This window comes from Vibrio sp. TAP-3B (assembly GCF_057784735.1).
This window is the reverse complement of the sequence record NZ_CM173495.1, coordinates 332,466-357,697: the sequence shown is the minus strand read 5'-3', so window position 1 is coordinate 357,697 and position 25,232 is coordinate 332,466. Positions and strand designations below refer to the sequence as shown.

The 25,232-nt window shown below is 44.6% G+C and carries 19 protein-coding genes and 1 pseudogene; 5 read left to right on the top strand and 15 right to left on the bottom strand.

The features are described from left to right. Positions 1-21 precede the first annotated feature (21 nt). The 3 genes from AC3D28_RS01795 to yoaA are packed head-to-tail and all read right to left on the bottom strand — an operon-like array spanning position 22 to position 3,058. Entirely contained in the window at positions 22-327 is a 306-nt protein-coding gene (locus AC3D28_RS01795; RefSeq protein WP_488535340.1) for a chromosome partitioning protein ParA, read from the bottom strand. A gap of 59 nt (positions 328-386) precedes the next feature. Further along, complete coding sequence (gene tsaB, locus AC3D28_RS01790; protein WP_488535339.1) at positions 387-1,088, bottom strand: tRNA (adenosine(37)-N6)-threonylcarbamoyltransferase complex dimerization subunit type 1 TsaB; 702 nt, start codon at positions 1,086-1,088, stop codon at positions 387-389. Positions 1,089-1,117: 29 nt separating this feature from the next. Beyond that, the gene (yoaA, locus tag AC3D28_RS01785; protein ID WP_488535338.1) at positions 1,118-3,058 is read right to left on the bottom strand and encodes a DNA repair helicase YoaA; all 1,941 of its coding nucleotides are present in this window, start codon (positions 3,056-3,058) and stop codon (positions 1,118-1,120) included. A gap of 218 nt (positions 3,059-3,276) precedes the next feature. On the opposite strand from yoaA, the gene purU reads away from it, so the two are divergent. Next, entirely contained in the window at positions 3,277-4,110 is an 834-nt protein-coding gene (gene purU, locus AC3D28_RS01780; RefSeq protein WP_488535337.1) for a formyltetrahydrofolate deformylase, read from the top strand. A gap of 117 nt (positions 4,111-4,227) precedes the next feature. On the opposite strand, the gene AC3D28_RS01775 is transcribed toward purU, so the two are convergent. Then, positions 4,228-4,824 (bottom strand): VOC family protein, encoded by a 597-nt coding sequence (locus tag AC3D28_RS01775; protein WP_488535336.1) that lies wholly within the window; start codon positions 4,822-4,824, stop codon positions 4,228-4,230. A 220-nt stretch (positions 4,825-5,044) separates the two neighbouring features. Here AC3D28_RS01775 and argS point away from each other — a divergent pair, with 220 nt between their 5' ends. Both argS and AC3D28_RS01765 read left to right on the top strand, forming a co-directional pair. Next, on the top strand, positions 5,045-6,778 hold the full coding sequence (argS, locus tag AC3D28_RS01770) for an arginine--tRNA ligase (protein WP_098416168.1): 1,734 nt from the start codon (positions 5,045-5,047) through the stop codon (positions 6,776-6,778). A 121-nt stretch (positions 6,779-6,899) separates the two neighbouring features. Further along, positions 6,900-7,328: an HIT family protein gene (locus AC3D28_RS01765; protein WP_179885701.1), complete on the top strand. Its 429-nt coding sequence runs from the start codon at positions 6,900-6,902 to the stop codon at positions 7,326-7,328. 91 nt (positions 7,329-7,419) lie between these two features. Here the strand turns inward: AC3D28_RS01765 and AC3D28_RS01760 are convergent, their stop codons facing one another. The 5 genes from AC3D28_RS01760 to znuA all read right to left on the bottom strand — a co-directional run bounded on the left by AC3D28_RS01760 (position 7,420) and on the right by znuA (position 15,615). After that, the gene (locus tag AC3D28_RS01760; protein WP_098416170.1) at positions 7,420-7,650 is read right to left on the bottom strand and encodes a FeoC-like transcriptional regulator; all 231 of its coding nucleotides are present in this window, start codon (positions 7,648-7,650) and stop codon (positions 7,420-7,422) included. Further along, on the bottom strand, positions 7,647-9,923 hold the full coding sequence (gene feoB, locus AC3D28_RS01755; RefSeq protein ID WP_488535335.1) for a Fe(2+) transporter permease subunit FeoB: 2,277 nt from the start codon (positions 9,921-9,923) through the stop codon (positions 7,647-7,649). The genes AC3D28_RS01760 and feoB overlap by 4 nt, the downstream gene beginning before the upstream one ends. Beyond that, positions 9,923-10,150, bottom strand: a complete 228-nt coding sequence (locus AC3D28_RS01750; RefSeq protein ID WP_098416172.1) for a FeoA family protein — start codon at positions 10,148-10,150, stop codon at positions 9,923-9,925. Before AC3D28_RS01750 ends, feoB begins: the two co-directional genes overlap by 1 nt. A gap of 1,007 nt (positions 10,151-11,157) precedes the next feature. Then, positions 11,158-14,529, bottom strand: a complete 3,372-nt coding sequence (locus tag AC3D28_RS01745) for a helix-turn-helix domain-containing protein (protein ID WP_488536033.1) — start codon at positions 14,527-14,529, stop codon at positions 11,158-11,160. Positions 14,530-14,724: 195 nt separating this feature from the next. Further along, a complete protein-coding gene (znuA, locus tag AC3D28_RS01740; RefSeq protein WP_488535334.1) occupies positions 14,725-15,615 on the bottom strand; it encodes a zinc ABC transporter substrate-binding protein ZnuA in 891 nt (296 codons plus the stop codon). 78 nt (positions 15,616-15,693) lie between these two features. Between znuA and znuC the strand changes: the two genes are divergently transcribed. Both znuC and znuB read left to right on the top strand, forming a co-directional pair. After that, on the top strand, positions 15,694-16,482 hold the full coding sequence (gene znuC / locus AC3D28_RS01735) for a zinc ABC transporter ATP-binding protein ZnuC (protein ID WP_098416176.1): 789 nt from the start codon (positions 15,694-15,696) through the stop codon (positions 16,480-16,482). After that, positions 16,475-17,260: a zinc ABC transporter permease subunit ZnuB gene (gene znuB / locus AC3D28_RS01730; protein ID WP_488535333.1), complete on the top strand. Its 786-nt coding sequence runs from the start codon at positions 16,475-16,477 to the stop codon at positions 17,258-17,260. Before znuC ends, znuB begins: the two co-directional genes overlap by 8 nt. Before the next feature lie 66 nt (positions 17,261-17,326). On the opposite strand, the gene AC3D28_RS01725 is transcribed toward znuB, so the two are convergent. The 6 genes and pseudogenes from AC3D28_RS01725 to sucA form a co-directional block, all read right to left on the bottom strand. Then, the gene (locus AC3D28_RS01725) at positions 17,327-18,169 is read right to left on the bottom strand and encodes an IS3 family transposase (RefSeq protein WP_488536032.1); all 843 of its coding nucleotides are present in this window, start codon (positions 18,167-18,169) and stop codon (positions 17,327-17,329) included. Next, positions 18,166-18,672, bottom strand: coding sequence for a helix-turn-helix domain-containing protein (locus tag AC3D28_RS01720; protein ID WP_098414183.1), 507 nt, complete (start codon positions 18,670-18,672; stop codon positions 18,166-18,168). The genes AC3D28_RS01725 and AC3D28_RS01720 overlap by 4 nt, the downstream gene beginning before the upstream one ends. Positions 18,673-18,756: 84 nt before the next feature. Beyond that, complete coding sequence (sucD, locus tag AC3D28_RS01715; protein WP_098416178.1) at positions 18,757-19,629, bottom strand: succinate--CoA ligase subunit alpha; 873 nt, start codon at positions 19,627-19,629, stop codon at positions 18,757-18,759. Beyond that, entirely contained in the window at positions 19,629-20,795 is a 1,167-nt protein-coding gene (sucC, locus tag AC3D28_RS01710) for an ADP-forming succinate--CoA ligase subunit beta (RefSeq protein ID WP_098416179.1), read from the bottom strand. Before sucC ends, sucD begins: the two co-directional genes overlap by 1 nt. 213 nt (positions 20,796-21,008) lie before the next feature. Continuing rightward, positions 21,009-22,220: a 2-oxoglutarate dehydrogenase complex dihydrolipoyllysine-residue succinyltransferase gene (odhB, locus tag AC3D28_RS01705; RefSeq protein WP_098416180.1), complete on the bottom strand. Its 1,212-nt coding sequence runs from the start codon at positions 22,218-22,220 to the stop codon at positions 21,009-21,011. A 28-nt stretch (positions 22,221-22,248) separates the two neighbouring features. Continuing rightward, positions 22,249-25,075: pseudogene (gene sucA, locus AC3D28_RS01700) on the bottom strand (2-oxoglutarate dehydrogenase E1 component). Between the last annotated feature and the right edge of the window lie 157 nt (positions 25,076-25,232).

Here is a 25,232-nt window from a genome sequence, read left to right as displayed (position 1 = left end):
TAATCCCAAGCAGAGGAAATCTCACACGTAAATATCGACACCAAGTAACTGAGCCAGTTCCTCTTTTTTAGCTCGATTCATGATATCCATGTACTGTTCCATCGCTTTACGTGCGCTTCCTTCGGGAAGGTCATATTGCACTTGAGCTCGGTGAATTTGGGACTCATCCATGTGTTTTATGGAATGCGCCACGGCATTAGCGACCTTTGAAGGCTGACCGACAGGTTGCTTTGTTTGTGATTTATTTACCTGCTTCTTTTTGCTGACTTTATTGCTGCGATTCGCACTAGGGGCCAGTGAAGGAGGTAAGCCATTAATCGACGCCATAACGCTCCATTAAAATACAGGGCAAATACCCTGCTTTTTATTATGTTAATGAAAACGGATTATTCGCGGCCCGGAAGTTTTTTCCATGTCACATTATCACGCAGATAAACAGGGCTCGAATCTTCTACCGGCACGGTATTACCCTTTTTAAATTCTTGTTCAGCAAGAATCACGATGTCTTGTGAATCAGGGTACAGAACCTCGCCACGAGTCAAATTAAACGGTAGGTCTGCTAACGCTTCTTGGTATGCATCCCAACCCGTACCTGCTGTCGTCCACGTTTTGTCATCTGTTTGTGCTTCTTCAGTTAGGCGAGATGGTGGAATAACACATTCTTCATCAATACCAACCCATTCACCATTCTCTTGACGAGAATAGCGCGCCCAGTAAACTTCACTCATGCGCGCATCAATGGCCACAGCGACATCAGTCGCACCATGCAAACGATAGCTACCTTGAGCCATCGCCACCAATGTTGACACACCAATCATGGGTAGCTCAGCACCAAATGCTAAACCTTGGGCAATACCAATACCGATACGAACGCCAGTAAAACTACCTGGACCACGTCCAAATGCTAGCGCGTCTAGCTCTTGTAGAGTCAGACCTGCTTCTTTGAGTACTTCATCAACCATTGGCAGTACTTTTTTGGTGTGATCACGTGGCGCAATCGCACTGCGTGAAATCACTTGATCATTAGCCAATAGGGCAACTGAACAGTTTTCTGTTGCGGTATCGATAGCAAGAATTTTTGCGCTCATTTAACTCTCTACAACTCTCATTTATTGGGTTATGCCTCAGCACTTGCGTCTGTGACAGATTGTTCGGTTTTTAGGAATGCTTTGATTCCATCTAAATCTCGCGTTCTTGGGATGGGAGGCAAACTTCCAAGGAAAACACCACCGTAATCTCGCGTGACGAGGCGATTATCACAAATGATCAACGCACCGTGATCCTTTTGATCTCGAATTAATCGCCCTACTCCCTGCTTTAACGTAATCACGGCATCCGGAACTTGCACTTCTGCAAATGGCTCACCGCCGCGTAACCGACAATCTTCGATTCGGGCTTTAAGCAATGGATCATCAGGGGCGGTAAACGGTAATTTATCGATAATAACACAGCTCAGCGCATCACCTCTAACATCAATCCCTTCCCAAAAAGCGCCCGTCGCCACCAGTAAAGCGTTACCCAACTCCATGAACTCTGCAAGCGTCTTCTGTTTGCTCATTTCCCCTTGCATCAGCACTGGCAAATCAAGTACTTCACGAAACTTTTCACCCAGTTCACGCATCATGCTATGGGACGTACATAAGAAGAAACAACGACCATCGTTTTCTTCAATCACCGGAGCAAGCATTTTGACCAGTTTATCCGCTAAACCATTGCTGTTTGGTTCTGGTAAGTACCGAGGCACACACAAGCGCGCTTGCTTTTGGTAATCAAAGGGGGACGGCAATGAAAACTGCTGTGTAGGCTTCAGACCAAGACGATCAGTAAAATGTTTAAAGTCACCCGATACCGCCAAGGTCGCCGAGGTAAAAATCCATGCGCCTTGTTTAATCTCTATTTGCTCATGAAACTTGTCGGCGACCGAAAGCGGCGTGATATGCAAAGTAAAATGACGAGGTGACGTATCAAACCAATATGAATACCCTGTGATGTCGACATCACAAACTCGATTTATTCTGCCTTTAATCAAATTAGCACGCTCAAAGGCGGTATCCAGTAACTGACTGCGCCCTAGGGCTATTTTGAGAACATCGATCGCCAATTCAAGGCTATCGGTTAAGCGCAACAATTCTCGCTTAATGGATTCTGATTGCAACGCCTCACGCCAGTTGCCACGAAAGCCAGGCTCACCCAGTACAATCCGCATATCCATCGCACTTTGCATGAGTTTGTCGCCCACTTTTTGCAATTGGCGCATGTCTTTTGCTTCGGTGCGATAAGCAATTTCAATGTCTTTGGCGAGATCGTGAATTTGGCGGCTTGAAACTGACTGGCCGAAGTATTCGCTGGCAATATCCGGTAACTGATGAGCCTCATCAAAAATAAACACGTCGGCTTCTGGAATCAGTTCGCCAAACCCTGTTTCTTTGATCGCCAAATCAGCGAGGAACAAGTGATGGTTTACCACGACAATATCAGAGTCCATGGCTCGCTTACGCGCTTTCAATACAAAGCAATCGGTGTAGCTCGGGCACTCCTTACCCAAACAATTATCATTAGTTGAAGTGATGGTTGGAATGATCATGCTGTCTTCTGGCAGATCATCACAATCACCAAGATCACCAGTTTTGGTTTCTGACGACCAAGCTCGTACTTTAACCAGTTGGGTTAACAGCGTCGGGTCAGATTCATTAGTGTGGCTTTCGATCATTTGGCGGCTCAAGCGATCCAAACACAGATAGTTTGAACGGCCTTTCAATAATGCCACTTGGCCATAAAAACCCAGCGCATTGACCATCAGCGGTAGGTCACGATGGTATAACTGCTCTTGCAAGTTTTTCGACCCCGTACTGATGATCACTTTTTTACCACTTAATAACGCGGGGACAAGGTATGCAAAGGTTTTGCCTGTTCCTGTTCCCGCTTCAACCACCAGTTGGTTTTGTTCTTTGATCGCGCGACTGACGGCTTCTGCCATATCGATTTGTGGCTGACGAGCCTGAAAGCCAGGAATGGCCTTGCCCAACGCACCATCAGAGGAAAAAGTTTTTGCGATCATGTCTGATATCTGGTTTGAAAAAGTGTTGAGAGTATACCAGAGGAATAGGAGTGACATCAGCCCACAACTACACCCGCTTGCGGCGACACACGGATATTTTGTTGAAACCGACGTAAGAATAGATTATTTATGGTCAAAGATGGCAGTACGATTAATCCGATAAGGGATAACAAACATTTCGTACGCGAAAATAATTAATGCATGGAAGTACCTGATTTATGGAAAAGAAAACACTGTTGACCCATTGCTCTGACGCTCCGGGCCTAATCTCAAAAATCACGAATATCTGTTACAAACACCAACTCAACATCGTTCACAATAACGAATTTGTTGATAATACCAGTGGGCACTTTTTCATGCGAACGGAGTTGGAGGGGTACTTCAACGATCAAACGTTTCTTGCCGATTTAGACCAAGCGCTACCACAAGGTGCGAAGCACAAATTGGTGGGCTCTCGCCGCAAGCGTATCGTGATCCTCGTTACGAAAGAAGCGCACTGTTTGGGCGATATTTTGATGAAGAATTATGATGGAAGTCTAGATATCGAAATCGCTGCTGTTGTCGGTAACTACGACAAATTACAAACACTGACCGAACGTTTCGATATCCCTTATCACTATGTCACACATGAAGGTTTGACTCGTGAAGAACACGAACAAAAAATGTCAGCAGTGATCAGTCAGTACAAGGCGGATTTTTTGGTACTAGCAAAATACATGCGCGTGCTTACACCAGCATTTGTAGAAAAGTATCATCATAAGATCATTAATATTCACCACAGTTTCTTGCCTGCTTTTATCGGCGCAAAACCTTATCAGCAAGCGTACGACCGCGGCGTGAAAATCATTGGAGCTACCGCGCACTTTGTGACCAATGACTTAGATGAAGGCCCAATTATTAAGCAAGATGTGATTCCAGTCGATCATACCTTGAGCGCTCAAGATATGGCGCAAGCAGGACGCGATGTTGAGAAGAACGTATTGAGTAGAGCGCTGAATAAAGTACTCAACGACCACGTTTTTGTTTACGGCAACAAAACCGTGATTCTGTAACAGTCGTCATCGAGCCGCATAGACTTTTCGATAAGGCTCAGGAAGTCAGAGGTGAGCGTGTGATAAGTTTGCAAGCTGCTCCTATTTATTACGCGCTCACAACAAGCAAGCTCTAAATCATGCTCGTTCCGATTCCACAATACGCTTAAGAGAGTGTGGGTGAAGCTTGATACACAAACCTTGGTACTTAAATGCTACGGTCGGGTTATGTAGACGCTCCCCCTCGCCTTTCGGGCTAGAGAGTTTGATCTTTACACCCAGTTCATCAAGTTTCTCAACCTGTGCTCCAAAACTCGGATAAGTATGTTTCAGATCATGCAGAAACTCATCTGCGGTTTCGGCATATGATGGAATCACAAACTCCACGTGCTCCCAACTCTCAACTGGGTAGACTTTTCCTTCAGCTGGGTATGGCAACTCTAAGCACTCAATCTTCCACCCACGGCTTTCCAACGCTTTATCAAATTCAATGACAATAATTGGCCGACCATTGATTTGAGCTTGGGAAATCACCTTACCGTACGGCATCCACGCCTCATGAGCAGCCTTTGCGGTGTTCGCATCATTGATGCGTAAGGCGATGTGATCGGCTTGAGCCAAATGTAGATCGAGCTTCAATATTTCAGCGAGCACTTCAACCTTTGACATAAAGGCATCTAAGTCTTGGATCATCAATTCAGGAGTTAAGCGTTTTTCAACGAGTGGAGTGGTCATGCTGTTCTCTTTTCGGGCAATTCTTATCTCTATTTTGGGCGTAATAATAAACGTAAATAGAGTGACATTTCCATTCAATCGAAAAAGTAAAAATTTACCCAAATCCTCTCTGTATGAAAATCAATAAAGTTGTTATCATTAGCCCCATTTTTGTGAACTCCAACAGAACTCGGCGCCCAATTTTGCCGAGTTTTTCGTCCTTGAATTGAAGGAAACGCGTGTGAATATCCAAGCACTTATTAATGACAAAGTATCTCAGGCTCTAGAAGCCGCTGGCGCACCTGCAGGCAGCCCTGCGGCGGTTCGTCAATCAGCAAAGCCACAATTTGGTGACTACCAAGCAAACGGCGTAATGGGCGTTGCTAAAAAACTGGGTACTAACCCTCGAGAATTTGCACAGAAAGTCCTGGATGTTCTAGACCTAGACGGTATTGCGAGTAAAACAGAAATCGCAGGACCTGGTTTCATTAACATTTTCCTAAGCGAAGAATTCCTTGCAAAACAAGCAGACGCAGCACTAGCAGACGCTCGTCTTGGCGTAGCTAAAGAAAAAGCGCAAACCATTGTTGCTGACTACTCAGCGCCAAACGTGGCAAAAGAAATGCACGTGGGCCATCTGCGTTCAACCATCATCGGTGATGCTGTAGTCCGTACGCTTGAGTTCCTTGGCCACAAAGTAATTCGTGCCAACCACATCGGTGACTGGGGCACACAGTTCGGCATGCTTATCGCCAACCTTGAGCGTGTACAGCAAGAGTCTGGCGAAGTTTCGATGGAACTGGCTGACCTAGAAGCGTTCTACCGTGAATCGAAAAAGCTTTATGATGAAGATGAAGAATTCGCCGTAAAAGCGCGTAACTACGTAGTCAAACTGCAAAGTGGTGACGAGTACTGCGCACAAATGTGGAAGAAACTCGTTGACGTCACCATGATCCAAAACCAGCGCAACTACGATCGTCTCAACGTTTCACTGACTCGTGACGACGTAATGGGCGAAAGCATGTACAACGACATGCTGCCTAAGATCGTTGCGGACCTTAAAGAGCAAGGCCTTGCGGTGGAAGATGATGGCGCGCAAGTGGTATTTCTAGATGAATACAAAAATAAAGATGGCGAAGCGATGGGCGTTATCGTTCAAAAACGCGACGGCGGCTTCCTATACACAACCACAGATATCGCGTGTGCGAAATACCGTTACGAAAATCTAGGCGCAGATCGTGTGCTTTATTTCATTGATTCACGTCAGCACCAGCACCTTATGCAAGCATGGACTATCGTTCGTAAAGCGGGCTATGTTCCTGAATCGGTTTCTCTTGAGCACCACGCATTCGGGATGATGCTGGGTAAAGATGGTCGTCCATTTAAAACTCGTTCTGGTGGTACTGTTCGTTTGGCTGACCTTTTGGATGAAGCAGAAGAGCGTGCAGCTAAACTGATCGAATCTAAAAACTCAGAGTTGAGTACAGAAGAGAAAGAGAAGATCTCTAAAACAGTGGCAATGGCCGCGGTTAAGTACTCTGATCTATCTAAGCACCGTACCACGGATTACGTCTTTGATTGGGACAACATGCTAGCGTTTGAAGGCAACACTGCACCATACATGCAGTACGCGTACACTCGTGTTGCCTCTATTTTTGCTAAAGCTGGCGTTGCTATGGACGCTATCCAAGGTGAAATCAAAATCACTGACGAAAAAGAGAAAGCGCTTATCGCTAAGCTTATGCAGTTTGAAGAAGCGGTTCAATCTGTCGCTCGTGAAGGTCAACCACACATCATGTGTAGCTACCTATTCGAACTAGCAGGTCAGTTCTCTAGCTTCTACGAAGCTTGCCCTATCCTCATTGCTGAAGACGAAACGGTAAAACAAAGCCGCCTGAAACTTGCAGCACTTACGGCAAAGACCATTAAGCAAGGTCTATCTCTACTAGGTATTGATACACTAGAGCGCATGTAAGCAACTTTAGTCTACAACTCAAATAGCTAAAGCTTAATGATCACCAAGGTTGGCGTGAAAACGTCAACCTTTGTTTTATCTGACGTATACTAATCCCAATAAAATAAATTGGAAAACAACCATGAGTTTTGAACTTCATCCTCAACTGGCAAAAGACACCACTGTGATCGGCCACTTCCTGCTTTGCGTTGCACTTCTACATAAAGACAATGCTGTGCCATGGGTTATCTTGGTGCCTAAACGCGCAAATTTGAAAGAGCTTCACCACTTGCCAATGCAAGAGCAACAACAGTTTTTGCTCGAATCTCAAGCGGTAAGCCAAGCACTGGAAGCGACATTCCGCCCAGACAAGTTAAACCTTGGCGCTTTGGGTAACATGGTTCCACAATTGCATATTCACCATATTGCGCGCTTTAAGGATGATGTTGCTTGGCCAGGCCCTGTTTGGGGCAACACCCAAGGCGAGTTCCGTACTGACGAAGAACAGGAAGAGATTCTTAACCGAATTCGCAATGTGCTGTCGTTAAGCTCTATCTTTCGTAAAGCGTAACCGTTATATAACTTTCGGTTTAGCCAGAGACTAAAAAGCCGCATCATTGCTGATGCGGCTTTGTTGTTTGTGCACGACAGTTTACTGTCTACTACATGGTTACGGTAAGTGACAAACCATCGTGCTTTGTGACTGCATAGCGTATCCGCGTTATATGATGAGCTTTATTTGTATCTACCAAGCGAGAAATACGACCTTTGTTAATCCACACACTTAACATGGCGTCTGCCCCGTCTTCACTCATTCCGAACTGCTTTGCTAGTTCAGATTGGGAAACCGTGCCTTTTTCGGCAATATATTGATAAAGCTCTGTTAAAATCATACAACTTGCGCCTCAAACTCGCCTTGATGTTTCTTGCCTACGCGCTTGAAAACGCGATACGTGCCAAAGAAAATCGCAACAATTACGGCAATCCAAACGCCGCTGGTGATAGGGCTATCAGCGAAATGCATAAGCTGATGATAGAAAGTCGCGCTCAAGTAAGCGAGCCCCATCGTCCATACCGCGATAAAGCGCGCGAAGTTATTGCCAAACTCACGAACATAAGCCCCCATCGCAGCCACACAAGGAGTGTAAAGTAAGATAAAAATAAGGTACGCAAAAGCAGCATGACCAGAAACAAATTTCTCTTTTATGTTACCAAAGATCGATTCATCGATTTCTTGCTCCTCTGCGACTGCATGAGAATCGGCTAGGTCGCCAACATCAATACCTAAAGGATCAGAGTAACTTAAACCAACAAGATTCTCAGGAATACTCATAAACGCGTCCTCTAAGCTACCCATCAAGTCAAACTCCCCTTCGTCGCCATCAGTTGGCGTGGTGTATAGGCTATTGAGCGTTCCCACGACGGCCTCTTTGGCAAAAATACCGGTAATAATGCCGACGGTTGCCGGCCAGTTATCTTCTTGAATACCGATTGGTGCAAAGATTGGCGTCACGACTTGTGCGGCTTTTGACAACACAGATTTTTCACTGTCTTCGTTACCAAAACTACCGTCGGTGCCTATTGAGTTGAGAAAACTCAGAATGGCAACAACGATTACGATGGTTTTCCCTGCCCCCAATACGAAGCGCTTCAGCTTCTGCCATGTTTTGATGACAACGTTTTGTACGGTTGGCAGTTCATAATTCGGCATTTCCATTACCATGCTGTCACTACTGCCTGGGTAGAGCGTATGTTTCAGGAACAAACCAGTAAACACTGCAGCGACAATACCGAGTAAGTAAAGCGCAAACACGACATTTTGACCAGATCCTGGGAAGAAAGCAGCAGCAAACAACGCATACACAGGTAGACGTGCACCACACGACATAAATGGAGCCATCGACGCTGCCAGTTTACGCTCTCGCTCTTGATCTAATGTCCGCGTCGCCATAATTGACGGTACGTTACAACCGAAACCAAGAACCAGTGGAACAAAGGCTTTACCTGGCAAACCGATTTTTTGCATCACTTTGTCGAGCACGAATGCCGCACGCGCCATATAACCAGAACTTTCAAGAACCGCGAGGAACAAGTACAAACACGCAATAACCGGGATAAAGGTAGCGACAGTTTGGATGCCTCCGCCTAGCCCATCAGCAATAACGGTAACAAGCCATATCGGTAAATGATCGTCAAGAAGGTGGTGACCACCATCAACCAGTAATGCGCCTACACCGATGTCAAAAAAGTCGATAAATGCACTACCGATATTAATCGAGAACATGAACATCAGGTACATAACAACAAAGAAGAATGGGATCCCAATCCACTTGTTCAAAATAAACTGATCGAGTTTTTCAGTTACGCTACGGCTTAATTTGCCTTCGCTTCGGCGCACTTTTTTACACTGTTCATGCAAATGCGTGTACTTGGTATCCGCGACGTGCAAATCGATATCCAAACCTAAAGTCGCAATGACGTCCAATACTTTGCTTCTATCAACATCGGAAAGGCTATTGAGAACCATCGTGTCTTTTTCAAGCGCACGAATCGCTAATGCACGATGGGCGACGGTTTGATCATTAAAAAGTGCGGAAATAGTTTGGATCGCCGACTCCATCTTCTCACCGTAATGCAAAGATATCTCTTTAAGCGCGACTCCTTGAACGATGGACTTATGAAGCTTTTCTTTAAACTCTGCAACTTGAGTTTTATTGGTTGCAGATAAACTTACTACAGGACAACCTAACGTTTTCTCAAGCTCTGAAACGTTAATCATTTGACGTTCACGTTTTAGCGCATCCATCTTGTTGAGGACAACAATCATCGGGCGGCCGAGTTCGCGAAGCTGTAACGTCATATATAAGCTACGCTCTAAACTTGTCGCATCCACCACATTAATAATTAAATCGGCTGTATGTGTTAATACCGCTCGCGAAGCGATTGATTCATCAATGCTGTTACTATCATTACCACTGTCTAAAGAGTAAATACCCGGAAGGTCTGTGAGCAAGAATTCGTCACCTGCATGCTTAAACTGACCTGTTTTTTTTTCAACAGTGACACCCGCCCAATTACCAACTTGCTGCTTAGCTCCAGTTAAGCCATTAAATAAAGTGGTTTTACCGCTATTCGGGTTACCTACAGTGAGAATTTGATATTGCATTACATTCTCTCCACTTCAACTTTTTGAGCAATGGTTCCTCTCAGTGCCACAGATACACCACGTACTTCTACTTGTAATGGATCGCCCATCGGCGCCCGTCGAATCACTTTAACTTCAGTATTAGGAAGCAGCCCCATTACCATAAGCTTTTTTCTGATATCCGATGAAAGACCATCTAACAACCTTATTGTCACCGTATCGCCAGGTTTAATATCTGATAACTTCATAGTGGCCCTTATGAGTATTGATAATGAGAAACATTGTTATTTAATAATTTGGACGACAATATTACTCCTCTCCCTTCTTGCATTCATTGTGTGAAATCAAAGATTTCATAAATGCTTTCGCAGTTTAAGACGTCAACTCCGTCAAGTTTCTTCTCGTCATTTACGTCAAAATTGACGTTTATGAAACTGGCACACTGAAACAAAAGTGTAATAAAAATCAACATAAAATTTTAAAAGCCAATAAAAACAGCAACTTAAATAAAAAATTAAATATTGTCGCTTTTCTAATATCAATATGTCGTTATTTTTATAAGAAAAATAAGTAACCTCTCGTATAGTTAATCCATCGAGAGGGCAACCTCTTAAATTAATTCCAGAGGTGGCATGGCAACATGTCACTCCGGCAGCAAGCGAAGGTGTCATTGACACCCGTGGTATAGTCCCCCGGCTATACCACGATATTTTTTTCTTCCCGACCAACCCCTAGTACTTAGACTCTTCTTATTTTTTATTCAAATTCAATCATTCAAATATCGACCAAACCCAGTATCTATTCAATGCTCTCTTATTCTCCCCATAGAAGGCCACACACTGCGATAATAGTGATATGGGCAGAAGGAAGCACCACTATAGAAATAGTGGTTACTCGCTCCGTGCTATATGCTTAGACCTTAGGTCTGACTTCAAATATTGTTTATGGACTGGGGTGTTAAGTACAGCGACTTAGTCCACAGCATACAAAGGTTAGCTAAGCTTGACCCTATCTTAACTTAATACTGCCTTAGCACTTATCCTACTGAGACTTCCAGAGGAGCGGTGGTGCGTTAACGAGGGGGGACTATAGGCTTGTATCATTGGACATGAGATACTTTGGTTAAAAAAGGAGACTTGCAAATACCGATAGACCTGAAGCGTCAACATTACGCTTCTGCTTTCGGTATAGTTCGTTAATTCAATAACTAGAGTGTATAAAAATAAGAGAGATAAGAGCTGAGTTTTTAGTTTGCTTATGGGCTTTCCTGAGTCACAGCAAATTTTGAAGGTGGTAAACCAAAATGTAATTTAAACTTTTGGCTAAAGTAAGATGGAGCATTAAAGCCACAATTGAACGCCACTTCGCTGATTTTTTCGCCAGCCAGTAACTGCTCGCACGCCATTTCTAAACGAACTTCTGTTAAATAATCTTGTAACGTTCTTGACGAAGCGGATTTAAAGCGCCTTTGTAAACTGCGTTCAGACATAAATAGCATTTTAGCTGCTAGAGCCGTACCAAAATCCGGATCATGATAATGCTCAGCAACCAATTGATAAACTTTTTGTAGCCACTCCTTCTCTGGGGTCACCTTTTCTTCTGTGGGATGTTTTGCTTCGAGCTCAGGCAAGGGGTCATCTACATGGCTCAGTTCTTTTGCAATTGGCCACGTGATCTCTATTTTATTTTGGGCGTCAGAAGTAAACACCGCCAAATGACCACCACTGATCGTCACCAACTGAGCGAGATGGTCGATGTTCGGTTCTGAGGGGGATATATTGGAAGGGCGTCCTGTCGATAGGTTATTAGGCAACTGCACTCCGTAATCAAGAAAGCTCAATGACACAACATCATTTTCCTCTTTCACTATGATTCTGACCGTCTGGCCTCTGAATGAACGCTTGATAATATTGGCAAAAATACTATTAAAGATAACATCTAAGTTAAAACTTCCGAGTGCAATTCGGCTCGCTTTCCGCTCATCTTCAAGCTCGACCACAATTCTAGCCTTGGTAAAATCGTCTTGCCATACATCAATTACCGATTGGGTTATCTGACTTAAGTTATAGTTTTGGCTACCGTTACTCGCCTCACCAGGCACACTTTTTAGTTCATTTAACTGCCAGTAAGTTTTAGCCAGATGATCTTCCGTCGTTGCATCCAGAGTCACTGGCAATAATTTAGCTGCGATAAAGTCAACGCTTGATTTAATTGATTGAGCAACATGATCCACTAGCAATTTTCTTACTTGAATTTGCTTACGCAATTGATGGTTACTGCTCAAGAGCACACGACTTTGGTGTCTTAATTGGTTAGTTTTTAGTGTCACTTGTGCTGCCAGTTCACGGTTGATTTGTACAATGTAACGCGAACGCCAATACATGAGTAACGTTATGATAGTGATGGTTAAAACGATAAAGACTAAAATCGCAAGTTGAGATAAATACCATGGTTTAAGCACAACAAAATGTGACTCCAACCCTACTAAACCGGCTGCAACCTGAGATTCATTACTGACTTGTAAGTAATACTCTCCTGCGTTGAGGTGCTCAAGCGTTAGTTGTCCACCTTCCAACGCTTGCCAAGCATCATCGTTGTTCAATCGATAATACAAGTTCTGGTTGTCTGGCTTGGGCATAACACCAAAAAGAAAGCTCAGAGAAGAGCCGTACGCTAGTTTCACCCCTTCAAGATCAGCGCTACCAACTTGTAAAACTTGATTCTCGAGCACAACTTGACTGACAATGAGCCTCGATTCGGGCGGGTTAGACAGGAGCAACTTTGACGCCTTCGCTTTTACCAAGCCATACTTCGAGCCAAGAACCAGCTCACGCTCACCTTCTGCTGTGCCTTGTATAACACTGCATACCCCAGGCAGAAACTCATTGTTGATCAACCCCGACGCAGATGAATAATGCTTTAGTAACTCGCCAGAAAGATGGTAATAACTGAGTCCAATCGAAGACGCCAGCCAAACACCTTGTTCATCGCTGATCATACAGGCAGGTCGAGCATTAGCCACACTCATGTCTAAAACACGCTTTTCATCACTGTCATTGCCCGTCTTAAACAAACCGTAGGACGAGGCGAACCATTTGCTGCCATCCACGGCTGTAATCATATCTAGTGATTCACCAAACTTCTCTGAGAAGCGATTAAACTTAATATTTTCATTACCGTATTCATATACACCATGGTCAGTACCAATCAATAACAAGCCTTCAGCATCGTATAAACGAGTTATCTTCGCAGGTAAGTATTGACTTACTATCCAATCACTGCCGAGGTTCCTTACGCTTTGCTTTTTAATATCGACATTATACAGATGGTATCCACTCGAAACCCAAAGCCGATCTTCACCATCGACAGTGATATGCTCGACAGCATGCCCGGCCATCACTTGCAAATAAGGAAATGTCACTTTATTCAAGCTATCTAACTCAAATATTTCCAGCCCTTCCGATGTGGCAAGCCAAAGCATATTACCTTGGAACGCAAATTCATTGATCTGTGAATCAACCTCTATCACATTGGTATTGTGACCTTTTCCAGCACGGTAAAGCTTTCGGTCATCGGCAAACCAGAGTGCGCCATCCGGCCCGACCACCGTTTGTCTAATTCGGCCCGATAAGGTCTGTGAGTCATAACTGCTAAAGGTAACCCGTTCAAATTTTTTGCTAAATAGAGAGTAATAGCGAATACCTTGATTCGTTGCGACCCACATTCCGCCCATCTTGTCATTCAACAGCGAGTAAATTTTAGTGTTGTCTAACTCCAACTCAAGAAAACTTGCAGGAGTCACTTCTGTCACTTCTCCAGACAAAAATGAATACAGATACAAACCATGCTCTGTTCCAACCCAGTACTCTTGATTGGTCTCAGCAAAAGTCAAAACATGAGAGCCTCCAATTCTGATGACTTCTTTATCTGGTTCATAAATGTTGAAAATCAGTGCACCTCTTAGCGTTCCAACTAAGATCTCGCGTCTCGCATCAGAGTAATAAATTTTTTCGATGTGGTTTTGGCCAGAGGAAACAATGTGGTTAAACTTGTCACCTTCCGATAGATAAAAACCGGAGGTCGTAGCAAGCGCCCATTTGTTTTTAACCAGCATAGCATCATTGATATAAACATAGCTGTTGTCACTATGCTGATAGAGTTGCAATAAAGAGAAAGAGTTCAGTTCGTTAGTATCGAGGTTGTAGGTATAGAAATGCGCGCCATCACTGACCCAAATATAATTCTCTGAAGAGCCAATTTTTCTTATTTGCGATCCAGGATTTAAGCTAAAGACTAAACGTCTTTCTTCGTTGGGGTAGCTTTGATAAACCTCATTTTCGACAAAAGTCCAAAACGAGCCTTTATGATAAGCAACTTGTTTGGCCGCTGTTTGTAAAAAACTGCCTGACTTTGGAAAGATATTTTGTCCATCATAGAATAAGACTCGGTCATGGACATCATGTATCCACAAACCACCTTGCTCGCCTAAGAACAATTTTTTTGCCGCAATAAAAGTCCCCTTAACCTGGGTCGGCAAAGGGTAAAAAATGGCATTCGCATTGTGAAGTGCGAATGCTTGAAATGAAATGGCGAAGCCCATTAGAGTAAGGGCCAACTGGCGTAGCAAGACAAAAACCTTTATATTCATTCACATCAGCCCATAACCTTCCATGCTTTTTGTAATACTGTCTTATTCCGTTATTTTGGGCTGCTAATTATTGATAATGATATCTTAATTATTATCTAAAAAAAGGGTCGTCTTGCCAAAGGTTGTAATTCTTACTGCTGGATCACGTTAAAACGATAACTCCTACCAAGAAAGTTACTTAATCCTGCTTTGACTCAAGCACTGCTCAAAGCTATTTGCTATATTGTTGAGAAAAGTGAAGTAACTGCCGGGTTTTACTTCTATTGTGCTGCCTAATGGATCAAGCTCACCTTTTGCCACGTTACTGCCACGCATAACGCTATCTACAACTGCTGGCGTGAATTGAGGCTCAGAAAACACACAAGCAACCTGCCCAGAGTTTAACTTTTGACGAATTTGAATTAGCGTTTTCGCCCCGGGCTTACGATCTGGGCTTACCGTAAAGTGGCCAAGTTGATTTAATTGGTAGCGCTCTTCAAAGTAGCCGTAAGCGTCGTGAAAGACAAAGTAACCTCTGTTTTTCACTGGTGATAATTGTTGTTTTATCTTGTTATCGGTCTTATTGATCTGTGTCTCAAACTTAGCAAGGTTTTCTTGGTACTGATCCGCATTTGTTGGATCGCTCGCCATCAGTTTATTCGTCACAGCACGCGCAACTTGCTTAGCTTGGTTAATCCCTAGCCAAAAGTGTGGATCATGAGATCCATGATCGTGACTATCGTGATCATCCTTATGCCCACTCTCAAATTCACGCAGTTCAAGCTCTGGAATTTGGCTAATTGTTAAAATATTTTCTCGATCAACCACAACTTTTTCGAGAAAGGGTTCTAGATCATAACCAAACCAGATGATTAGGTCAGCGGCTGCGATTTTTTTTACATCTGATGGGCGCAATGCGTAGTCATGTGGTGATGTATTAGATTGTAATAATACATCGGGCGATGTGACTCCTTGAGTAAGCTCCATCACCAGCGACTGAATCGGTTTGATACTGGTAAGTACAGTTACTGCTTGCACTGGCAGAGTTAACATTACAGTAGCAGCAAGAATTATTGCTCTTTTCATAGTATGACTTGGGATATAGTGTGGAAAGTGCAATAATGTTACATTATAACATTATCATTTTGCAAATGAGTTTCATTCATGCCTTCATTAGTCCATCTTAAGCACTTATGCGTCGAGTTCGATGGCCGCAGAGTTCTCGATAATATTAGTATGGAATTAGAAAAGGGGAAAATAACAACCCTGATCGGCCCCAATGGAGCGGGGAAATCCACGCTAGTCAAAGTTATTCTAGGTCTCCAAAAACCGACGAGTGGAACACTAAACAAGAAAAGAAAGCTAAAAATTGGTTATGTCCCACAGAAGTTGAAACTCAATGACTCTCTACCATTAAGCGTTACTCGCTTTCTAAATTTAGCGGGTAAATACAGTAAACAAGAATGTATTGATGCGCTGAGATTGGTTGGTGCCGAACATTTGTTGGGTAACAATATGCATCGCCTCTCTGGTGGTGAAAACCAACGCGTGTTGCTTGCACGAGCTTTGCTTCAACGGCCAGAACTTTTGGTTTTGGATGAACCCGCGCAAGGCGTGGATATCCAAGGCCAAATCGACCTGTATGATTTAATTGAAAGCATCCGCCACCGCTTTGACTGCGGAGTGTTTATGGTATCGCACGACTTACATTTAGTGATGGCTAAAACAGATGATGTGATCTGTTTACATCATCATGTTTGCTGCTCAGGTTCCCCCGCAACCATTACTCAGCACCCTTCTTACATTGCATTATTTGGCAATGCTGCGAGAGAATCACTCGCGTTTTATCATCACGATCACGAACATCACCATCATGATTTATCCGGAACGCCAGTAACTGGCGATGCGACATCATGCTCCAACCATAAACACGGACATCACCACCATGATTGAATTTCTTTTACCTTCGATTCTTGCTGGTATCGGCATCGCGATCATTGCTGGCCCATTGGGCTCGTTTGTCGTGTGGCGTAAGATGGCCTATTTTGGTGACACATTAGCGCATGCTTCTTTAATGGGGCTTGCTCTCGGTTTCCTACTCAACGTCAACCTTTATTTGGCTTTACTTGTTTGCTGTTTAGTATTAGCGGTTTTATTGGTGACGCTTCAAAAACAACAACTCGTGGCAACAGATACCCTACTCGGTATCCTCGCCCATAGTGCCCTTTCTGTTGGCTTAGTATCCGTCAGTTTCTTAGACAATGTCCGTATTGATTTAATGAGTTACTTATTTGGCGACTTATTGGCAGTATCACCTCAAGACTTGATATTTATCTACGCTGGTGTAGTGGCCGTAAGTGCATGTTTGTATATTTTTTGGCGACCGCTCTTATCAAGCACGGTAAGTGAGGAGCTCGCAGCCATAGAAGGTGTCAACACGGATTTGGTTCGCTTGATATTAATGCTCATGGTCGGTGTCGTTATCGCTGTGGGAATGAAGTTTGTCGGCGCACTTATCATGACATCTTTGTTGATCATCCCTGCTGCTACTGCACGTAAGCTCTCTTCATCACCCGAGCAGATGGCGCTGTTCGCATCGATTATTGGTTCTGTGGCAGTACTGATGGGGCTTAGCCTATCATGGCACTTCGATACGCCGGCTGGCCCATCAGTGGTAATCAGCGCAACATCCCTGTTTATGCTTAGCCAATTAATTCGCCAAAAATCGTAAAAAACACCTTGATACAAAAAAGCCTAGCAACTGTTTGAAGTGACCCCGTAAAGTTGGACATTTCTGTTAAGCGGCTTTCAAGACCTGAGTTCGATATTCTATCGGAGTCAGGCCTTTTAGTTTCACTTTTATACGCTTGGTATTGTAGTACTCGATGTATTCTTTAATTTGTTCTATCAGAGCATCTGCATCTTCAAAGCTTTGGTTGTGATACATCTCTGTTTTGAGTAAAGCAAAAAAGTTTTCAGCAACAGCATTATCCAAGCAGTTACCTTTTCTCGACATGCTTTGCGTTAACCCATTCTCCGCTACCTTTTTCTGATACTGTCGATGGCGATATTGCCAACCTTGATCGCTATGTATAATTGGTTTTGAGTTGGGTTTAAGCGTTGATATAGCTTCCGTCAGCATATCCGTGACAAGCGGCAAGCAGGCATTTTTGGCCACTCTATAAGCAACCACTTCCTGAGTAAACAAGTCGACAACGGGAGACAAGTATACTTTCTGCTCTTTGATTTTGAACTCCGTGACATCTGTTACCCATTTTTCATCGGGTTGAGTCGCACTAAAATCTCTTTCAAGCACGTTAGGAGCTGCTGTTCCAGATTCTCCTCGGTATGAACGATACTTTTTAACCCTGACCGTCGATTTAAGGTTGAGCTGAGCCATAAGTCTTTGAACCGTTTTGTGATTAAGCATAACCCCCTGATTTTTTAGTTCCAAGTGAATACGGCGGTAGCCGTATCGACCCTTATGTTCATGATAAATTGACTTTATCAAACGCAGCTCACGTTCGTAGCTATTTGGGCGCTTACTCGTTTGAGCCTGATAATAGAAGACACTTTTTGCCAACTGTAGAGTGTGCAGTAAGTGCTTCAACGGGTACTTGCCTTTAAGAGTTAGAGCTATGACCGCTTTTTCTTTGTTCGACGGTTTTTTTCCTGCTCCAACTCTTCCAACTTTTTTAGAACGGCATTCTCAGTTCGTAAGTAGACCAACTCCTCTTTTAGCTCCTCAAGTGTCATTTCATTATCAGGTTTAGTGGTACGTTGAGGTTGCTGTTTCATTGAGGGTCTTCCTTTCTGGCGCATTTTGAGCCCTTTGATACCGAGCTCATTAAATCTTTTGAGCCAGACAGAGAGTATCCCCGGGGATGAGAGGTTTAATACTGCGCTAGTGTGCGTGAGAGACCAATCATTCGTCCACATTAAATTCAATGCTTTTCGTTTTTCCTGAGCAGTAGCATGCTTAGTTGGTAAAAATGAATCAGCACCATGGATGACAAAGACTTGAACCCAATACCGTATCTGTCTTGAAGACATTGAATATTGTTTTGCTAAATAGCGAGATGACGCACCATCTAAGCATTGTTTAGCAATGATACATTTTAGCTCGCGGCTATATTTGGACATAAAAAGACCCCCAATAATTGGTGTCCAACTATTGGGGGTCAGTTCAGTTGCTAGGCTTTTTAGTTTTAAGCTTCGAGTCGGTGATTACCAGCCTGTTACTTCACGTAGACCTTGGCCGATCTCTGCTAGAGATTTAACCGTCTTAACGCCCGCCGCTTCGAGTGCAGCGAATTTGTCTTCCGCTGTGCCTTTGCCGCCAGAAATAATTGCACCAGCGTGACCCATACGTTTACCTGGAGGAGCAGTCACACCAGCAATGTAGGAAACCACTGGCTTAGTTACATTCTCTTTGATGAACGCGGCTGCTTCTTCTTCCGCGGTACCACCGATTTCACCGATCATAACGATCGCTTCAGTTTCAGGGTCTTCTTGGAACAGTTTTAGAATATCAATGAAGTTTGAACCTGGGATTGGGTCACCACCGATACCAACACAAGTAGACTGACCGAAGCCTTCATCAGTAGTCTGCTTAACGGCTTCGTAAGTAAGTGTACCGCTGCGAGATACGATACCAACTTTGCCTTTCTTGTGGATATGGCCAGGCATGATACCAATCTTACACTCATCAGGAGTAATGACCCCAGGACAGTTAGGACCGATCATGCGAACGCCAGTTTCTTCTAGCTTCACTTTCACGTCGATCATATCTGTTGTAGGAATCCCTTCCGTGATGGTTACAATAAGCTCGATACCTGCATCGATCGCTTCTAAGATAGCATCTTTACAGAAAGGAGCAGGTACATAGATGACGGTCGCCGTTGCACCAGTCTCTTCTACTGCTTCACGCACAGTGTTGAATACCGGCAGACCTAGATGAGTTTGACCACCTTTACCAGGAGAAACACCACCAACCATCTGAGTGCCGTATGCGATAGCTTGTTCTGAGTGAAAGGTACCTTGACCACCAGTGAACCCCTGACAGATTACTTTAGTGTCTTTGTTAATTAATACAGACATTATTTCGCCTCCGCAGCAGCAACAACTTTCTGAGCAGCATCTGTTAGCGACTCAGCAGCAATGATATCAACATCAGAATTAGCAAGCACTTCACGACCTAGGTCTGCGTTAGTACCCTCTAAACGAACAACAACAGGAAGTGTTACGCCGACTTCTTTAACCGCACCGATTATACCTTCAGCGATCATGTCACAGCGTACGATACCACCGAAAATGTTAACAAGAACTGCTTTTACGTTGTCATCCGATAGGATGATTTTGAATGCTTCAGCAACACGTTCTTTGGTTGCGCCGCCACCAACGTCTAGGAAGTTAGCAGGCTTGCCGCCATGTAGGTTTACGATATCCATCGTACCCATTGCTAAGCCAGCGCCGTTGACCATACAACCAACGTTACCGTCTAGTGCTACGTAGTTCAGCTCCCACTGAGCGGCGTGGGCTTCACGCTCATCTTCCTGTGAGGAATCGTGCATTTCACGAAGCTTAGGCTGACGGTAAAGCGCATTTGAGTCGATGTTGATCTTACCGTCCAGACATAGCAGGTTGCCTTCGCCAGTAATCACCAGCGGATTGATCTCGAGTAGTGCAAGGTCGTACTGAGAGAACATCGTACCAAGACCCATAAAGATCTTAACGAACTGTTTTATTTGGTCGCCTGCAAGACCAAGTTTAAACGCGAGTTCGCGGCCTTGATAAGCTTGTGGGCCTACTAGTGGATCGATTGCTGCTTTGTGGATAAGTTCCGGCGTTTCTTCCGCAACTTTTTCAATTTCCACACCACCTTCAGTTGAAGCCATGAACACGATTTTACGACTCGCGCGGTCAACAACCGCACCTAAGTAGAGCTCATTAGCAATGTTTGAAGCTTCTTCAACAAGGATTTTAGTTACTGGCTGACCATTAGCGTCAGTTTGGTAAGTCACAAGGTTTTTGCCTAGCCACTTTTGAGCAAACTCTTTAACGCCTTCTTTCGTGTCGTGCAGCTCTACACCGCCCGCTTTGCCACGGCCACCAGCGTGAACCTGACATTTAGCTACTTTCTTTTCTGTCGTTATACGGCCTGCAGCTTCAAAAGCTTGTTGTGGTGTATCACACGCGTAGCCTTCTGGCACAGGCAAACCGAATTCTGCAAACAGCTGTTTGGCTTGGTATTCATGCAAATTCATTTCGATATTCCGTTTGTTTTTCCCTTGAGGGATTTATTATTTCCATAACGCTGCAGTCTTGGCTGCTTGTACGTCTGTAGGGTCTTCTCAAATCAATCCCCCATCACGAGTACTCATGGTGTGGGATTCAAATGAAGGCCAGACGTTGAGCGAGTCTAGCCATTGAAATTTTAAGCGTCTAGCTACCTACGATAACTAGACGTTTTAGCGATATTAAACGTCTAATAGCAGACGCGCTGGATCTTCTAGCAGCTCTTTAATGGTGACTAGGAAACCAACAGACTCTCGACCATCGATTAGACGGTGGTCGTAAGATAGCGCTAGATACATCATTGGCAAAATTTCCACTTTGCCATCCACTGCCATTGGACGATCTTGAATTTTGTGCATACCAAGAATCGCGGCTTGCGGTGGGTTGATGATAGGTGTAGACATTAGCGAGCCGAACACACCACCATTAGTGACCGTGAAGTTACCGCCCATGAGTTGTTCGACCGTTAGCTTGCCGTCACGACCTTTGATAGCCAGTTCTTTAATGCCTTTTTCAACATCCGCGAAACCCAGCTTGTCACAGTCTTTTAAAACTGGAGTGACTAGTCCACGTGGCGTAGAAACCGCCATGCTGATATCGAAGTAGTTATGGTAAACAATGTCATCACCATCAATAGAAGCATTCACTTCTGGGTAGCGCTTCAGTGCTTCTGTTACGGCTTTTACGTAGAAAGACATAAACCCTAAACGGATGCCATGACGCTCTTCGAATTGGTCTTTGTATTGCTTACGAAGATCCATGATTGGTTTCATGTTTACTTCGTTAAACGTCGTTAGCATGGCTGTGTTGTTCTTCGCTTCTAGTAGACGGTTAGCTACTGTCTTACGTAAACGAGTCATTGGTACACGCTTCTGGCTACGAGCCGCCACAGGTACATCAACCGCCGCCGGAACTTCATCTTTTTTCGGCGCTGCTTTCGGGCTTGCTAGATGCGCTTCGATATCTTCACGCGTAATACGACCACCAACACCAGTACCTTTTACTTGGCTTGCGTCTAGGCCATGCTCAGCTAACAGACGACGTACAGCTGGACTTAGTGCATCATTGCTTTCTTCGCTAAGCGCGGCTTTATGACGCTTATCTGGCGAAGCTTCAGTGCCCTCAGTCTTATCCGCAGTAGGCTCACCCGCAACAGCTCCTGGCTTTAACTTCGCAAGCACTTGTTTTGAAAGTACCGTGGCACCTTCGGCCTCCACGATAGCTTCTAAAACGCCAGCTTCCGGAGCTGGCACTTCTAGCACAACTTTATCTGTTTCGATATCAACCAAAACCTCGTCACGCTCTACTGCGTCACCTGGTTGTTTGTGCCACGTCGCTACGGTTGCATCAGCAACTGATTCAGGTAAATCTGGAACCAGAATTTCAATTGTCATATCTGTTTCTTCCTTTAACTTCTAGTTCTTAATTCGAAGTTTTTGAGTTCACATTCAGAGCGTCTTCAACCAACGCTTTTTGTTGTTTCAAGTGCACCGACATGTCAGCCCACTGCTGGCGAAGCAGAAGCTGGGCGACCTGCGTATTTAAGATCTGCACCTGCAGGAATAGCGGCACGGAAGTTATGTTGACTACAGTACCAAGCACCTTGGTTCTGAGGCTCTTCCTGACACCAAACAAAGTCTTCAACGTTGGTGTATTGAACAATGGCAGCTTGTACTTCTTTCATCGGGAATGGGTACAACTGCTCAATCCGTACAATTGCAACATCGTCTTGCTCATTGTTACGGCGCTGCTCAATGAGGTCGAAGTAAACCTTACCCGCACAAAACACCACGCGTTTCACCTTGCTTGGGTCTAAGTCATCTACTTCTGGAATTGCAGATTGGAAGGTCCCTTCCGCTAAATCTTCTATCGTCGAAGTACATTGAGGATGACGCAGCAACGATTTTGGTGACATCACAATCAGCGGACGACGCATTGGGCGTACTACTTGACGACGAATCATGTGATACACCTGCGCAGGTGTTGAAGGAACCACAACTTGCATGTTTTGCTCAGCACACAACTGAAGGTAACGCTCTAAACGCGCTGATGAGTGCTCAGGTCCCTGACCTTCATAACCGTGAGGTAGTAACATCGTTAAACCACACAAACGTGCCCATTTCTGCTCACCTGACGAGATGAATTGATCAATCACAACCTGCGCGCCGTTGGCAAAGTCACCAAACTGCGCTTCCCAGATTGTTAAACCACCAGGCTCAGCAGTCGCGTAACCGTATTCAAATGCAAGAACCGCCTCTTCTGAAAGTACAGAGTCAAATACTTGGAAAGGCCCCTGCTTGTCGTGAATATTCGATAATGGAACGTAAGTACTGGCATCTGTTTGGTTGTGAAGAACCGAGTGACGGTGGAAGAAAGTACCACGACCTGAGTCCTGACCAGACAAGCGAATGCGCTTACCATCATCAACCAATGTGGCGTATGCCAGTGTTTCAGCCATCCCCCAGTCGATCGCTTTTTCACCGGTCATCATTGCTAGACGATCGTTGTACAGCTTGTTTACACGACTTTGTAACTTATGACTTTCTGGGTACTGACATAAGCGATTACCTAGCTCTACAAGGCGCGACTTGTCGTATTTCGACTTCCACTTCATATCCCATTCGTGCCCTAAGTAAGGGGACCAATCGACAGAGTGCAATGCCATAGGACGCCATTCTTTAACCACAACTTCACCGCGATCAAGTGCATCACGGTATTCATTAACGAGTTGAGTAGCCGTCTCGATATCTGATTCGCTTTTATCAATTAGAACGTCAGCATAAAGCTTGCGTGGTGTTGGGTGCTTCTTGATTTTTTGGTACATCAACGGCTGAGTCGCGTTTGGCTCATCGGCCTCGTTATGACCATGGCGGCGGTAACACACCAAGTCAATCACAACGTCACGCTTAAACTCGTTGCGGTAATCCAACGCAATACGAGTCACAAAAGCAACCGCTTCTGGATCATCTGCATTAACGTGGAAAATCGGCGCCTGTACCATCTTTGCAATGTCAGTACAGTACATTGTCGAACGAGTATCACGTGGGTTTGAAGTTGTAAAACCAACTTGGTTGTTAATAACGATACGAACGGTACCACCCACTTGGAAACCACGAGCAAGTGACATATTGAACGTTTCCGCAACCACACCCTGACCAATGATGGCAGAGTCACCATGTATGGTAATTGGCAGCACTTTGCTGCCTTGACTATCTCCAAGACGGTCCTGACGAGCACGTACCGACCCCATAACCACAGGGTTTACAATTTCTAAGTGCGATGGGTTGAATGCAAGTGCTAAGTGAACATCTCCGCCCGGTGTAGCAAAGTCGGCAGAGAAGCCTTGGTGATATTTTACGTCACCCGTGCCCCAGGTTTCGTCGTGCTTACCTGCAAACTCATCAAATAGGTCTTGTGGTTTCTTACCCAATACGTTCACTAGCATGTTCAAACGACCACGGTGAGCCATACCGATAACCACTTCACGCATTCCACTTGTTCCCGCATGACGAATCAATTCTTTCGTCATTGGAATCATGGCATCGCCACCTTCTAACGAGAAACGTTTTGCACCAGGGAACTTCGCCCCTAGATAACGCTCTAGGCCTTCTGCTGCGGTCAACTCTTCCAAAAACGTGCGTTTCTCATCTTTATTGAATGATGGCTGGCCTACAACAGACTCAAGACGTTGTTGGATCCAACGTTTTTGTTCTGTGTCGGTCATGTGCATGTATTCAGCACCGATTGAGCCGCAGTATGTTTTCTTGAGAGCTTCATAAATATCTTTCAACTTCATCGTTTCTTGCCCAATGGCAAACGAACCTACGTTGAAAGTTTCTTCAAAGTCATCTTCGGTGAGGCTATGAAAAGCAGGGGCTAGCTCCGCCACGGATGGGCGTTGCCATAGACCTAGAGGGTCTAGTTCTGCAGCTTCGTGACCGCGGAAACGGTATGCGTTAATTAGCTGTAGAACTTTTACTTGTTTTGCATCGACATCAGGGTCACTAACTTGGACATTGTAATGCGTTGTTTCTCTAGCGAGTCGTCGGAAGTAGTCACGGACACGTGAATGTGGTTGTTCAACCACTTCTTCTGATGGCTTAGGTAAGCCTTCAAACACACGTTTCCACTCCTCACTTACCAGATCGGGGTCACTGAGATACAGTTCGTAGAGGTCCTCTACATACATTGCATTGGCGCCAGCCAAGTGTGAAGACTCGAGCCATGCCTTCATCACGCCGTTGTGCATATTTTCCCTTAACCAGTAGTTTTCACGTTTGCTTCGGTCTTTGCCGAGCTATTAAGAGCCAACCAGAAATAGTCAGCAATTTTTGTATTCTTTTACTCGAATAGTGTTGATGCAGCGCAGTGGGCACATCGCGTACACCACAACACTGCAACTTTCG

Bases quoted from the DNA above. Each gene is read 5' to 3' on its own strand.
- sucC (WP_098416179.1), bottom strand. From the start codon at position 20,795: ATGAATTTGCATGAATACCAAGCCAAACAGCTGTTTGCAGAATTCGGT.
- sucD (WP_098416178.1), bottom strand. From the start codon at position 19,629: ATGTCTGTATTAATTAACAAAGACACTAAAGTAATCTGTCAGGGGTTC.
- yoaA (WP_488535338.1), bottom strand. From the start codon at position 3,058: ATGATCGCAAAAACTTTTTCCTCTGATGGTGCGTTGGGCAAGGCCATT.
- AC3D28_RS01775 (WP_488535336.1), bottom strand. From the start codon at position 4,824: ATGACCACTCCACTCGTTGAAAAACGCTTAACTCCTGAATTGATGATC.
- znuA (WP_488535334.1), bottom strand. From the start codon at position 15,615: ATGAAAAGAGCAATAATTCTTGCTGCTACTGTAATGTTAACTCTGCCA.
- feoB (WP_488535335.1), bottom strand. From the start codon at position 9,923: ATGCAATATCAAATTCTCACTGTAGGTAACCCGAATAGCGGTAAAACC.
- AC3D28_RS01765 (WP_179885701.1), top strand. From the start codon at position 6,900: ATGAGTTTTGAACTTCATCCTCAACTGGCAAAAGACACCACTGTGATC.
- purU (WP_488535337.1), top strand. From the start codon at position 3,277: ATGGAAAAGAAAACACTGTTGACCCATTGCTCTGACGCTCCGGGCCTA.
- AC3D28_RS01720 (WP_098414183.1), bottom strand. From the start codon at position 18,672: ATGTCCAAATATAGCCGCGAGCTAAAATGTATCATTGCTAAACAATGC.
- odhB (WP_098416180.1), bottom strand. From the start codon at position 22,220: ATGACAATTGAAATTCTGGTTCCAGATTTACCTGAATCAGTTGCTGAT.
- AC3D28_RS01750 (WP_098416172.1), bottom strand. From the start codon at position 10,150: ATGAAGTTATCAGATATTAAACCTGGCGATACGGTGACAATAAGGTTG.
- tsaB (WP_488535339.1), bottom strand. From the start codon at position 1,088: ATGAGCGCAAAAATTCTTGCTATCGATACCGCAACAGAAAACTGTTCA.
- AC3D28_RS01760 (WP_098416170.1), bottom strand. From the start codon at position 7,650: ATGATTTTAACAGAGCTTTATCAATATATTGCCGAAAAAGGCACGGTT.
- znuB (WP_488535333.1), top strand. From the start codon at position 16,475: ATGATTGAATTTCTTTTACCTTCGATTCTTGCTGGTATCGGCATCGCG.
- AC3D28_RS01795 (WP_488535340.1), bottom strand. From the start codon at position 327: ATGGCGTCGATTAATGGCTTACCTCCTTCACTGGCCCCTAGTGCGAAT.
- znuC (WP_098416176.1), top strand. From the start codon at position 15,694: ATGCCTTCATTAGTCCATCTTAAGCACTTATGCGTCGAGTTCGATGGC.